Consider the following 13,514-nt stretch of genomic DNA (forward strand, 5'->3'; position numbering starts at 1 on the left):
ATGATCCGCACCGTCTTGTTGCTTTCGGCGGCGGCCGTCGCCGCGCCGTCGCTGGCCCTCGCCCAGGCCGCCCCGGCCGTCTCGGAGGTGATCGTCACCGCGTCGCGCGCGCCGACCGCCGAAACGCCCTATTCGGTGACGACCATCGGCGAGCATCGCCTAACGGGCGCGGACGGGCTGGCCGACGCCCTCAGCGACGTGGGCGAGGTCTATATCCAGTCGCTGGGCGGCCGCAGCGGCTTCGGCTCGCTGTTCCTGCGCGGCGCCGACCCGAACTTCACGGCCATCCTTCTCGACGGCGTGCCGCTGAACAATCCGACCAACACCCGCGGCGGCTCCGTGAACATCTCCGAGATCAGCGCGGCCGGCGTCGACCGCGTGGAGGTCGTGTCCGGCCCGCTGTCGGGCCTCTACGGCTCGGGCGCCCTGGCCGGGGCGGTGAACCTCAAGGTCGCCGGCGGGACGCAGGATCCGGGCGGCCGGGTCAGCCTCGGCCTCGGCACGCGCAACGACTACGTCGGCTCGGCCCAGGTGCGCGGCCCGATCACCGGCGGCTATGGCGGCTCGCTGACCTTCGAGACGGTGGACGACGGCGACGCGGTGGCCTCATCCTCGTTCAAGGCCCAGACCCTCACCGGCAAGCTCGCCCCCATAGGCAAGGAGGACGCCGGCCGCGTGGTCTTCCGCCTTATGGCCACCGACGCCGACACCTTCCCCGACAACAGCGGCGGGCCTCGCCTCGCCACGCTGCGGGCGACCGAGAGCCGCGAGGCCCGCGAGGGCCTGCTGGCGGTCAGCCAGCCGGTGATCGTGCGCGACGGCTATCGCCTCGATCTTTCCGCCTCGTTGCTCGACCGTCGCGACGAGACCGTGACGCCCGGCGTCGCGACGTCCGCCGTCGACCCGGCGGGCGTGCCGGCCGGCGAGGACCTGACCCGCTATCGTCGCTGGATCGTGCAGGCCGCCAGCCGCTTCGATCTGGCCGGCTGGGACGCGGTGCTTGGCCTGGAAGGCCAGGATGAGCGCGCGCGCAGCAGCGGCTTCTACGACTTCGGCTTCTTCCAGGCGCCGAGCGGCTTCGCCGGCGACCGCACCACGGTCTCGGGCTTCGGGGAACTCAGCCGCGCCTTCGACCGCCTGACCGTCAACGCCGGCGCCCGCGTCGACGATGTCGAGGGGATCGGCACGCATTGGACGGTCCGCGGCGGCGCCCGCTACGACCTCGGCGACGGCTTCGGCATGCACGCCTCGGCCGGCACGGGCTTCAAGGCGCCCAGCTTCTACGCCCTCGGCAATCCGTTCGTCGGCAATCCGGACCTCGATCCGGAAACCAGCCGCGCGGCCGAGCTCGGCGCCGACTGGAAGGGCGAGCGCGGCCGCTTCGCCCTCACCGCCTTCCATGCCCGCTACAAGGACCTGATCGATTTCATCCCCGGCCCGGTCCCGCAGCTGGCCAACCGCAATGTGGTGATCTCCGAGGGCGTCTCCGCCTCGGCCGGCTGGCGCTGGACCGACACGCTCGAGAGCAGCTGGCAGCTGCAGTACGCCGAGACCACCGACGACGAGACCGGCGACACCCTGCTCAATCGCCCGAAACTGCGCTTCAGCTCGGCCCTCACCTGGACCCCTGCCGCGACGGTGACGATCGTCGGCCGCGCCACCCACGTGGGCGAGCGTGATGACTACGCCTCGCCGACCGGCCAGCTCAGCCTCGACGCCTACACCGTCTTCGCCCTCGACGCGGCCTGGACCTTCGCCCCGCGGACCGCGGTGCGGCTGGTGGTCGATAACGCCTTCGACGCCGACTATGAGGCCGCCATCGGCTTCCCCGGCCCCAGCGCTCGCGGCCGCATCAGCCTGACAAAGGCGTTCTGAGACGGACGGGCCGTCACGCGGCTGAGATAACGGGAGCGGATCGATGTGGAGTTTCGCCTTGCCTTTCCGCCCCTTCGCCCTCGCGGCCGCCCTGCTGGCCCCCCCGGCCGCCGCCCTCGCCGCGCCCGCCTGCCAGGTCCCGACCGGCCTGGTCCCGGCGCCGGTCGAACGCGTGCCGCCGAGCGAGGTGCAGCGCGGGGTCGTCACCGCCTACCACCTGCTGGCCCTCACCTGGTCGCCCGAGTGGTGCCGCACCAACGGTCGGCCCGGCGCCACCGCCCAGCACCTCCAGTGCGACGGTCCGGCTCGCGGTTTCATCCTCCACGGCCTGTGGCCGAACGGCTCGGCCCCGCCCTATCCGCGCTACTGCAACCCGGTCGGCCGCCTCCCCGTCGCCGTCGTGAAGGACATGATCTGCCGCACGCCCTCGACGGAACTGCTGCAGCACGAATGGCAGGCGCACGGCGCCTGCGGCTGGACCGATCCGGCCGTCTATTTCGGTCAGTCGGCCAAGCTCTACGATCGCATCGTGATGCCGCGCATCGAAGCCATTCCGCGAAAACGCCTCACCGCCGGCGCCGTCCGCCAGGCCTTCCACCGCGCCAATCCGTGGATGACGCCAGACAAGCTGTTCGTGGCGGTCGACAAGGGCGGCCGGCTCACCGAGGTGCGGGTCTGCTACGACCTGAAGTTCCAGCCGGCGGCCTGCCCGGGCGGGACCGGCACGCCCGACCGCATCGCCCTGCGCCTGACCCCGTCGTCGCCCGCGCGCCGCTTCTAGTTCAGGTCCGCGCCCGCCAGGCCGAGAATGGCCGCCAGGTTGATGCGCATGAACTTCAGGGCCCGCGCCTTGTCGAGCACGATGGACTCGTCCAGCGAGTGCGAACGCTCGCTGATGAAGCCGGAGCCCAAGGTGATGGCCTGGACGCCCAGGCTCATCGGCCAATTGGAATCGGTCGAGCCGAAGCCGTAGCTCGCCGTCACCCCGTCGGCGGCCATCGAGGCGGCGGCCATCCGCACGATCTCGGAGTTCAGCGGAGTCTCGCCGACCGGGCGGTCGCCGATCAGCCTGTTGTCGACGGTGATCTTGCCCGTGGCCGTCGAGCGCGCGGCGTTCTCGGCGTCGGCCGCCGGCTGCGGCAGCGACAGGTAGCGATCCTCGACCGCCTTGAGCTCGGCCTTGCCCTCGGAGCGCATGTCGATCTCGGCGGCGGCCGAGAAGGGGATCGAATTGACCGAGGTGCCGCCCTCCAGCACCCCGACGCTATAGGTGGTCTTGGGCGTCTTCGGCGTCGTGGTCTTGCCGAACTCGGTGAGGAAGCCGCCCAGGGCGAAGGCCGGATTGACCATGCCGAAGGCGCCGTAGCTGTGGCCGCCCGGCCCCTTGAACGTCAGCCGATAACGGCGCGAGCCGACGCCGCCGGTGGTGATCCGCTCGACGCCCGGCTCCAGCGAGATGAAGTAGCGGATGTCCTTCGCCAACGGGCCTTCGCCGAACAGGTGGCGCATGCCACGCAGGTCGCCGGGCCCCTCCTCACCGACATTGCCCATGAAGACGATGTCGCCCTTGGTCGTGATCTTCGCCGCGTCCAGCGCCCGCAGATAGGCCAGGATCACCGACAGCGAGGCGGTGTCGTCGCCGATGCCGGGGGCCGAGAGCCGGTTCCCGTCGCGTTTGACCCTCACGTCCGTCCCGGCCGGGAAGACCGTGTCGAGGTGGGCGGCGACCACCAGCAGCGGCCCGCCGCCGGTCCCCTTGCGGACGCCATAGATGTTGCCGACCTTGTCGGTGGTCACCTCCGCCAGCCCGGCCGCCTTCAGCATCTCGGCGAAGGCCTTGCCACGCGCGTCTTCCTTGAAGGGCGGCGCCTCGATCTCGGTCAGGGCGACGATGTCGCCGACGATCCGGTCCCAATCCTTGTCCAGCGTCGCGGCGGCGACGCCGAACTGCCGGCTGGCCATCATCGCCCTTTGCTCCGCGACCCGCTTGGCGTCCGGCGCCGCCTGGGTCCTGGTCTGTGCGAACGCCGGTGCGGCGATCAGCGTAAGGGCAAGGGCGACGAGGCTGCGGCTCAGGATCACTACTTGCAGGCTCCGGGGGCTGTGTCGGACAGGGGCAGGCACCGGCCGTCGATGTCGCTGGGCGGCTTCACGTCGATCAGGGCCGCCAGCGTGGGCGCGATGTCCACGGTCTCGATGGGCAGGAAGCGCGTCTGGCTCGGCGCACCCTTCCACCAGAACAGGATCGGCACCCGGCGGTCGTAGTTCCACACCGAGCCGTGGCCCGCCGTGTTGCTGCCCGGCCCGCCGTAGCGCGCCTGCATGAACGGCTGCAGGGCGGCCGAAACCTCAGGGGAACGGCCGAGGAAGGTGCTTTCGGCGAAGCGTTCCTGGATGGTCAGTTCATCGGCCGGCTTGCCGCCCTTCACCCCGTCGGTGGGCGGGATCGGGGTGGCCAGCAGTTCCTCGACGGTGAAGGCGGCGGCGATCTCCGGCATGGCCAGCAGGCGGCGCTTGGCCGACTGGGCCACCCGGCGGCGCAGCACCGGATCGGCGATCGACGACAGATAGACTTCCTCCAGGCTGCCGGTCGCCGGCGGGCTGGCGAGGCCGAACTCGGCCTGCAGGCCGGTGTTCAGGGCGGCGAAGGCGGCGCGCTGGTCGAAGCGTTTGGCGTCATAGCCGGCTTCCGCCAGGCGCTCGGCCATGTCGGAGCCGCCGTGGTCGGCCGAGAGCACGACCACATAGGGCACGCCCAGCTTGTCGAGATCGGCGAACAGCTGGCCGATCAGGCCGTCGAGGCTGCTCATCTGGCTGCACATCTCCGGCCCGCGCGAGCCGTAGCGGTGGCCGATATAGTCGGTGCCCGAGAAGCTGACGGCCAGGATGTCGGTCGCCGGACCGCGGCCGAGCTTGAAGTGATCGATCAGGCCTTCGGCGGCCTGCAGAACGATCCGGTCGAAGTTGGGCGAATATTGGATCTGCTCAGCGATTTTCGTCGGCTCGTCGGACTGGCCGTAGCCGGCCGGCGGGATCGTCGCCCGATAGGGCTTGCCGTCGATCGTGGTCTGGAACTCCGCCGCCTTGCAGGCCGGCGACACGGTCCATTTCGGGCGCTGCGTCCACATCGGCGCGAGGGCGGCGTTGACCGAGGCGATGGGCGCCAGCGCCGCCTTGGCGTCGGCGCCGGGAGCCACGTAGGTGGTGAAGCCGAAGCCGGCCTTGTACCAGAAGGTCCCGTCGGCCTTGTGGCCGGCCATGTTGATCGCGCCGCGATCCTTGCCCGAGACGGCGACGACCCGGCTCTGCGGCGAGGTCGCCTTCAGCCAGTCGCCCAAGGTCTCGGCGAGCAGTTGCTTGGGTCCGACCGGATCGGCCTTGGCGTCGCCGTCGGCGCGCGTCACCGTCGGGTCGAACAGGCAGTAGACGATCTTGCCCGTGGCCGGATCGCGCAGGTCGTTGGCGACGATGCCGGTCTTGTTCGGATGCTTGCCGGTCAGCAGGGTCGAATGGCCGGGGCAGGTCTCGGTCGCCGCATGGCTCTGATAGCCGGCGGGATAAACGACGCCGTCCGACAGTCGCTTGAAGCCGCCGGTCCAGCGCGGACGCCAGTCCTCGTAGAGATTGGCGCTGAACTGGTCGACCGAGATGGCGACGACGAGCTTGGGCGCGGTGGGGGCCGGAGCGGCTGCGGCCCCGCCGGCGAAAGCGGCGCCCAGCGCCGCGCTAAAGACGAATGCGCCGGCGCGAATACGATTGAAGAAGCTCATGCCACCCCCGGAAGCGGTTACCCGCGCCGCATCTCTCTGACATTCCAGACGGCGCGTTCAAAGCGCTTCTGTCGCAGAAAGTCTGCAGTCCGATGACGCCGCCCCAAAAGATGGGGCTCGGAAAGGCGTTCGGGGGAAAGGCGGGGCGGCGGCTCCGGGACGAGCCGCCGCCAGTTCAGACTAGCTCAGCACCACGATGGCGACGCGCCGGTTCTGCGCACGACCCTCACGGGTCTTGTTGTCGGCGACAGGTTCATCCTCGCCGTAGGACACGGTGGCCATACGGTTCAGGGCGATCTGCTGCTTGTTGAGGTAACGACGGACCGCCTCGGCCCGCTCTTCCCCGAGACGCTCGTTGTAGGCCGGGGCGCCGGTGGCGTCAGTGTGGCCTTGGATCTCGAGGTACACGTTCTTGTTCTCGCCTTTCAGACGTTGGGCGAGCTCGCTGAGGCGTTGCTCAGCTTCCGGCGACAGCTGCGACGCGTTGAGCGGGAACTTCACCGAGTCGTCCGAGAGCACGACTTCATACAGGAACTTGCCTTCGGCCAGCTTGCCCGCGGCCTTGGCGCGTTCGAGCGCTTCACCGGCCGTGCCTTCGACGCGGGTCACGTGGGCGTCAACGTCACCCACGCGCGTGTCCACGCTGCTGACGCGTTGGTCCACATTGGCCACGCGACCATCCACCACGGCGACTTGATCGCGAACAAAGTTTTTGGTCGCACACCCGCTAGCGGCCAGACCAGCGAGGAGCACCACGCCGCTCACAGCGGCCACCCTAAATGTCGACTTAGTCAATTTCGGATCCTTTCCAAAGTTCAGGCGGCGCCACACCCCACGCCGAACTCAAACGTGCATGGACAAGATTGGCTTCCGAATGGCCCAGTTTGGGCGAGAAAAAGACAGCTCGACAATACGAAACGCCCATTTTGCTGGGCTTTTGGCGGCGCCATGATGCTGACGCTTACCGATGGTCTATTTCAGCGCTGTCGAAAATTTCCCCTTCGACTCAAACGGATAGAAGACAAATCGTCGCAGACCCGGATCGGCATGACGCAGAACTTGAGCGATATCGGCGATCAGAAAACCGGCGCTGGCCGGCCCGGTCTCCGTTCACGTTTTTTCGCGGGCGCGGTCAGCATCGGCGCCCACGTGGCCGTGCTCGGAGCGCTTTTCGCCTTTCGGGCGCCGCCCCTGGACGTGGTGATTCCCCCCGAGGAGCCGATGGCGGTGGTGGTCGATCTGACGCCTCCGCCGGCCACCGACGCTCCCGCCGCGAAGGCGCCGGACCCTGAACCGGCGGCGGCGCCCCCCGTGCCCCCGACCCCGCCGCAACCGCCGCCGAAGCGCGCGCAGAAGCCGCCGCGCCCGACCGAGGTCCAGCCGATCGTCGCCGAGGTGGCGCCCAAGCCGCAGCCCATGCCCGGGCTGACCGACGCCCAGCTCGCGGGCGCCACCATAGCCGCCAACGGAATCGGCAGCGGCGGCGAGGGCGCCGGGGCCGGGGCGGGATCCGGCGACACCATCTGCGACATGGGCCAGCGGCTGCAGGCCGCGCTGCGCCGCGACCCCGAAGTCCGCGCCGCGGTGATCGCGGCCCACCGCGAAGCCGGCGCGAGCGCGCGGGCCATCCTTCTTTGGGACGGCGACTGGATTCAGAAGGGCGGCCAAGAAGGCAAGGGCCTCGCCGGCGTTCGCCAAGCCATCGCCCTCGAAATCGCCTTCGCCCCCGCCGCCTGCCGCGCCCAGACCATGCGCGGCTTGGTGGTGCTGCAGCTCAACGAAGCCGGCGGCCCCGGCCGTCTGGCGCTTGGCGAAAGCAACTGGCGTTGGTCGGATCTGCTGAACCGGACGGTCGCCCGGCGCTGAAGGCTCAAGCGACGGAGGTCGACCGCGCCCGCCGAGCAAGACCCAGATTGAGCACCGCGCCGAGCAAGGCCCGCGCGTCGATCGGCTTGGCGACATGACCGGACATGCCGGCCGCAATGCACGCCTGCTTCTGAGCGTCGAGCACATTGGCTGTCAGGGCCAGGATCGGCACATCGCGATTGGGGCCCGGCTCGGCGCGAATGCGGCGGGTGGCCTCCAGCCCGTCGAGCACCGGCATCTGCACGTCCATCAGCACCACGTCGAACTCGGCCTCGGCCAGGGCGTCGATCGCCGCCTGGCCGTCGCCGACGATGACCAGCGTCGCCCCGATCGGGCGCAGGAAGTGCTCGACGATGCGCTGGTTGGCGGGATTGTCCTCGGCCAGCAGGATGCGCAGGCTCACCAGCGGCCCCTCGTCGGAAATCTCGGCGGGCGCGACGGCGGGCGCGGCCGGCGCGGCCGGCGCCAAGGCGCAAGGCAAGGTCAGGCTGAAGCGCGAGCCGACGCCTTCCGTGGATTGCGCCTCGATGCGACCGCCCATCATGACGGCCAGCTTCTGGCCGATGGCCAGCCCCAGGCCGGTGCCGCCGAACCGGCGCGTGATTGAGCCGTCGGCCTGTTCGAACGGCCGGAACAGACGGGCCAGCGCCTCGGGCGAGATGCCGATGCCGGTATCGGCCACCGTCAGGCGCAGCTCCCCTCGGCCGCCGCCATGATCGACCACCTCGGCCTCCAGGGTGACGACCCCCTCCGGCGTGAACTTGATGGCGTTGCTGAGCAGGTTGAACAGAATCTGGCCGGTGCGCAGCGGATCGAACTCCGCCCGCCAGGCGTCGACGCCTTCGCTCCTGATCTCCAGGCGCAGGCCGGCGTCGGCCGCTCGCGGACGCCAGACCGAGGCGCAGCGACGCATGAACGGCCCGAGGTCCACCGCCGTCGCCTCGACCTGCAGCTTGCCGGCCTCGATCTTCGACAGGTCGAGCACATCGTTGAGCAACTGGGTCAGCACCAGGCCGGCGTCGCGGATGGTGTCGACGTGTTCGCGGTCGCCCGCGGACAGGGCGCTGCGCGACAGCAGGTCCGAAGCGCCGAGCACGGCGTTCATCGGCGTGCGGATTTCGTGGCTGATGGTGGCCAGGAATTCGCTCTTGGCCCGGCTGGCCTCCTCCGCCGCCGCCTGACTGGCCGCCAGGGTCGTCAGCACGCCATGCTGACCGCGCCAGAGGGCCACGATGTAGACGATCAGCACCAGGGCGCAGATGAAGATCGCGCCGGCGCCGACCGGGTCGCTGGTCGCCAGGGCCAGAACCGGCACCAGGATCAGATAGGCGAACAGCGGCGCCGCCGAGGCCAGGAACAGCCGGCGCGCCCCCAGCGAGGAGACCACCAGCTGGGCCAGCATCCCGCAGAGGAACATGGTTGTCGACGCCACGCCCAGCGGCCCGAGCGTGGTCCACATATGCCAGGTCGGCGCGCCCGCCAGGGTGAAGGATATGAAGGAGGCGAAGTAGATCGCGCCGTAGCCCTTGCGCGAGCCGTCGCGGTCAAGCCAGATCAGCAGGCCCTGCACGACGGCGTAGGCGATCCACCAGGGGGCCGCCCAGACCCAGCCGCCCACGGCGCCGAGCAGCACGGCGATGATCCCCATCAGCACGAGACGCAGGATCGTCAGCCGGTGGCGCATGGCGACGGCCGCCGAGGCGCCGATGGCCGGTGCGGCGGTCGGCCGCGCCCTGAGAATCCCCCAGCCCAAAATCTGCAACGCCCCCGCCGCACGCTGGGCGGCCACCACTCCGCCGCCCCCGACCCCAGCCATAATGGGAAATCAGTTCGCGACTGGTGAACGCGACGCTAGCTCGCCTTGCGCAGCCCATGGTCGGCGATGTCGCGCTCGACGATCCGCAGCAGGGTCTCGCAGTCGACCGGCCGGCTGATCAGATAACCCTGCGCCTCGGTGCAGCCCTCAAGTCGCAGGGCGGCGAGTTGCTCCGGCGTCTCGACGCCCTCCGCCGTGGTCATCATTCCCAGGCTATGGCCCAGGCCCGCCACGGCCTTGACGATGGCCCCGGCGTCCTTGTCCCGCGACAGGTCGGCGACGAAGGAGCGGTCGATCTTGATTTTGTCGAACGGGAAACTGCGCAGGTAGCTCAGCGACGAATAGCCGGTGCCGAAGTCGTCCATGCAGATGCGCACGCCGATGGCCCGCAGTTCGTGCAGCACGCGCAGGTTGGCGGCGCTGTTGTCGAGCAGCACGGACTCGGTGATCTCCAACTCCAGGCGCTGCGGTTCGATATCGGAATCCGCCAGGGCCCGCATCACCGTCGGCACGAGGTTGGGGCTCTGGAACTGCGCGGGCGAGAGGTTCACGGCCATCTTCATGCCGGGCGGCAGGCGGGCGGCGTCGGAGCAAGCCTGGCGGATGATCCATTCGCCGAGCGGCGTGATCAGGCCGATGTCTTCCGCCAGGGCGATGAACTCGCCCGGCATCACCACGCCGCGGGTCGGGTGGCGCCAGCGGACCAGCGCCTCGCAGCCGCTGATGCGATCGTCGGCGACGTTAAGCAACGGCTGGTAGTTCAGCTCGAACTCGCCCGCCGCCAGGGCTCGGCGCAGGTCCAGCTCCAGGCGGCGGCGCTCCTGCAGACGTGCGTCCATCTCCGGCTCGAAGAAGCGGAAGGCGCCGCGGCCTTCCGACTTGGCGCGGTACATCGCCATGTCGGCGTTCTTCAGCAGGGCGTCCGCCGTCTCCCCGTCGGCCGGCGCCAGGGCGATGCCGACGCTGGCGCCGATGACCAGCTGGTGGCCGTCGGTCTCGAACACCTTGCCCAGGGTCTCGATGATCCGTTGGGCGAGAATGGCGGCGTCGGCGGGCTCCTCGACGTTATTCTGGATCACCGCGAACTCGTCGCCGCCGAGGCGGGCGACGGTGTCGCCCTGGCGCACGCACTCGTTCAGCCGATCGGCCACGACGCGCAGCAGCCCGTCGCCGACCGAATGGCCGAGGGTGTCGTTCACGGTCTTGAAGCGGTCGAGGTCGACGCACAGCACCGCCACCTTCGAAGCGCTGCCCTTGCGTTGCACAACGCGGGTCAGGCGGTCGTTGAACAGCACGCGGTTGGGCAGGCCGGTCAGGGAATCGTGCCCAGCCAGATGGATGATGCGCTGCTCGTTGGCCCGTTGCTCGGTGATGTCGTCGCAGGCGCTGACCACGTACTGCGGCGCGCCGGCGGCGTCTCGGATCAGCATCTTGCGCACGGAGAGCAGGCGCATGGCGCCGTCGCCGCCCTCGAAATGGACCTCTTGAACGCCCGCACATTCGCCGGTCGCGACCAGGCGGCGATCCTGCTCATGCAGCGACGCGGCCTCGGCGGCCCCGAACAGCCTGTCGTAGCCCCGGCCCAGCACCTCGGCCCGCGCGTGACCGAAGGCGGTCTCCCCCGCCCGGTTCAGCATCAGCATGCGGCCGGTGGCGGCGTCGGTGACCAGGAGAATCGCCGGCATGCCCTCGATCACGGTGTCGAGGAAGGCCTGGGTCTGGTTCAGCTCGGCGACGGCCGCGTCGGCGCGCTGCAGGGCGGTCTTCAGCTCGGTGATGTCGACCCGCAGGCCGATGGAGCCTCCGTCCGGCGTGCGGCGCTCCTCGATCATGATCCAGCGGCCGTCGGCCAACTGCTGTTCGTGGCGCACGCCCGGATTGGCCAGCAACGACAGGCGCTGGGTCAGCCACGCTTCCTCGCGCCCGATCGCCTCGGGATAGTTTCCGCGGGCGACCCCGATACGCAGCGTGTCCTCGAGCTTCAGCCCGACTTTGAACAGGTCGGAGCTGCCCGAGTAGATATCGGCGTAGGTCTTGTTCCAGAGGATGTAGCGTCCCTCGGCGTCGAGGAAGACAATACCCTCCGGCAGAGTGTCGAGCGCCATGCGCAGGCGCTCTTCGGCCTTACGGGCGTTGGCCTCGGCGGCTTCGAGCGCGCCGGGCATGGGTTGGACCACGGACATACTATCCCCCTCACTGTCGCGATCGGGGATTTCGCCCAGACTTTTAAGGAGGGGTGAAGACCGGCGGCGTCCAGGGCCCCGCGCTTCAGGAAGCGGTCTTCTGCGTAATCTCAGATCAACTTGCCTGGTCGGAATGCTGAGATTTTCAACTCGGTTTAGACCTGGTTAACCCTGCTGAACACCACGGCGGGGCCCGCGAACGCTTCCTTTCCGGGCCTGCAAGGCCTCGTCTCGGCGCCATCGAAAGTTTGCGCCGAACGGCAAGCTTCGCGGCACGCGGACGCCAAAACTTGTGCATCCGAGCCTCTGAACCGCGAACCGGCGGCGGGGCGCCACTTTGCATGCAAACGGCCGCCGGGGGGCCGTGCATAGCGGCATTGGTCAGATGCGAGGTGATTTGTGATCGAGTCCGTTACCCAGGGGATGTCGCGCCGCTCTCTCTTCACGCTCATCGGCGGCGTGGCCGGCGGGGCGATCATGTACGAGGCGATGTCGAGCCTCGCCTATGCGCAGGAATCGACCTTCGACGGCCCGGCCAATCTTAGCGGCGACGTGAAAGGCGCCTCGGTGCTGATCCTTGGCGCGGGCCTGGCGGGCATGAGCGCCGCCTACGAGCTGCGCAAGGCCGGCTACAAGGTGCAGATTCTCGAATATCAGGACCGCGCCGGCGGGCGGAACTGGTCGATCCGGGGCGGCGACGTCTACACCGAGCTCGGCGGCGCCACCCAGAACTGCGAGTTTGACAGCGGGCTCTACATCAACCCCGGCCCCTGGCGGATCCCGTATCACCACCACGGCATCCTGCACTACTGCAAGACTCTGGGCGTCGCCCTGCAGCCGTTCGTCCAGACCGGCTACAACACCTATCTCCACTCCACGAAGGCGTTCGGCGGCAAGCCGCAGCGCTTCCGCCACATCCAGGCGGACTTCAACGGCTACGCGGCCGAGCTGTTGGCCAAGTCGACCCGCCAGTCGGCCCTCGACCAGATGGTGACCAAGGAGGACCGCGAGGTTCTCATGGAGGCGATGCGCACCTGGGGCGCCCTCGACAAGAACTACGAGTACAAGAAGAACTTCGAGACCAGCGACCGCCGCGGCTACGACAAGGATCCCGGCGGCGGCCTGTCGGCCCGGCCGATCGCGTCGGAACCGCTGGCGATGAGCGACGTGCTGCAGTCGCAGCTGTGGCGCTACCTCTCGACCGGCCACGGCTACGAGTTCCAGAACACCCTGTTCCAGCCGGTCGGCGGCATGGGGATGATCGGCAAGGCGTTCGGCGAGGCCCTCGGGCCGATCATCCAGTACGGCTGCAAGGTCACCGACATCAAGCAGGACGCCTCGGGCGTGACGGTGACCTACGTCCCGACCAAGGGCGGCGGGCCGGCGCGCACGGCGCGGGCCGACTGGTGCCTCAACACCATCCCGGCCTCGGTGCTGTCGCAGATCCCGATGAACGTGGGCGACAAGATGCAGGCGGCGATCAACGCCCTCAGCTACGGCGCCTCGATCAAGGTCGGCCTGCAGTTCAAGCGCCGGTTCTGGGAAGAGGACGAGCACATCTACGGCGGCATCAGCTACACCGACCAGCCGAACGCCCAGATCAGCTATCCGAGCACCGACTACTTCAGCACCGGCAAGGGCGTGCTGCTGGGCGCCTACACCTTCGGCCCCAACGCCTATCGCTACGCCGCCTTGTCGCCACAGGAGAGGGTCGCGCGCACCGTCGAATACGGCTCCAAGATCCATCCGCAGTACAAGGCCGAGTTCGAGAACGGCGTCGCCGTGGCTTGGCACCGGGTGCCGTGGGTGCTGGGCTGCTCGGGCAGCTGGACCGACGAGCTGCGGGCCGAGCACTACGACAACCTCTGCCAGATCGACGGCCGCATCCTGCTGGCCGGCGAGCACGCCTCCTACATCCCCGCCTGGCAGGAGGGCGCGATCACCTCCGCCCAGGACGCCATCACCCGCCTGCACCAGCGCGTGCTGGCCGCCGCCTGACGCTGA

Annotated in this window: 9 protein-coding genes; 4 read left to right on the forward strand and 5 right to left on the reverse strand. The window is 69.2% G+C overall.

Annotation, left to right across the window (positions count from 1 at the left end; all coding sequences use genetic code 11):
- Positions 1–1,875: a TonB-dependent receptor plug domain-containing protein gene (locus ACFLIT_RS11740; protein ID WP_479911417.1), complete on the forward strand. Its 1,875-nt coding sequence runs from the start codon at positions 1–3 to the stop codon at positions 1,873–1,875.
- A 58-nt stretch (positions 1,876–1,933) separates the two neighbouring features.
- Positions 1,934–2,656, forward strand: coding sequence for a ribonuclease T2 family protein (locus ACFLIT_RS11745; protein ID WP_479911418.1), 723 nt, complete (start codon positions 1,934–1,936; stop codon positions 2,654–2,656).
- Here the strand turns inward: ACFLIT_RS11745 and ACFLIT_RS11750 are convergent.
- The 3 genes from ACFLIT_RS11750 to ACFLIT_RS11760 form a co-directional block, all read right to left on the reverse strand.
- Positions 2,653–3,957 carry a M20/M25/M40 family metallo-hydrolase gene (locus tag ACFLIT_RS11750; protein ID WP_479911419.1) on the reverse strand — a complete coding sequence of 435 codons (1,305 nt, stop codon included), beginning with the start codon at positions 3,955–3,957 and terminating at the stop codon, positions 2,653–2,655. The genes ACFLIT_RS11745 and ACFLIT_RS11750 overlap by 4 nt on opposite strands.
- Positions 3,957–5,645 (reverse strand): alkaline phosphatase family protein, encoded by a 1,689-nt coding sequence (locus ACFLIT_RS11755; RefSeq protein WP_479911420.1) that lies wholly within the window; start codon positions 5,643–5,645, stop codon positions 3,957–3,959. The genes ACFLIT_RS11750 and ACFLIT_RS11755 overlap by 1 nt, the downstream gene beginning before the upstream one ends.
- 180 nt (positions 5,646–5,825) lie before the next feature.
- Positions 5,826–6,440 (reverse strand): OmpA family protein, encoded by a 615-nt coding sequence (locus ACFLIT_RS11760; protein ID WP_479911421.1) that lies wholly within the window; start codon positions 6,438–6,440, stop codon positions 5,826–5,828.
- A gap of 354 nt (positions 6,441–6,794) precedes the next feature.
- Here ACFLIT_RS11760 and ACFLIT_RS11765 point away from each other — a divergent pair, with 354 nt between their 5' ends.
- A complete protein-coding gene (locus ACFLIT_RS11765; protein ID WP_479911422.1) occupies positions 6,795–7,511 on the forward strand; it encodes a hypothetical protein in 717 nt (238 codons plus the stop codon).
- A gap of 4 nt (positions 7,512–7,515) precedes the next feature.
- Here the strand turns inward: ACFLIT_RS11765 and ACFLIT_RS11770 are convergent, their stop codons facing one another.
- Both ACFLIT_RS11770 and ACFLIT_RS11775 read right to left on the reverse strand, forming a co-directional pair.
- A complete protein-coding gene (locus ACFLIT_RS11770; RefSeq protein WP_479911423.1) occupies positions 7,516–9,327 on the reverse strand; it encodes an ATP-binding protein in 1,812 nt (603 codons plus the stop codon).
- A 35-nt stretch (positions 9,328–9,362) separates the two neighbouring features.
- Complete coding sequence (locus ACFLIT_RS11775) at positions 9,363–11,510, reverse strand: sensor domain-containing protein (RefSeq protein WP_479911424.1); 2,148 nt, start codon at positions 11,508–11,510, stop codon at positions 9,363–9,365.
- Positions 11,511–11,909: 399 nt separating this feature from the next.
- Here ACFLIT_RS11775 and ACFLIT_RS11780 point away from each other — a divergent pair, with 399 nt between their 5' ends.
- A complete protein-coding gene (locus ACFLIT_RS11780) occupies positions 11,910–13,508 on the forward strand; it encodes a flavin monoamine oxidase family protein (RefSeq protein ID WP_479911425.1) in 1,599 nt (532 codons plus the stop codon).
- Positions 13,509–13,514 lie beyond the last annotated feature (6 nt).

The sequence above is a fragment of the Caulobacter sp. HJHS_5 genome, from assembly GCF_056683955.1.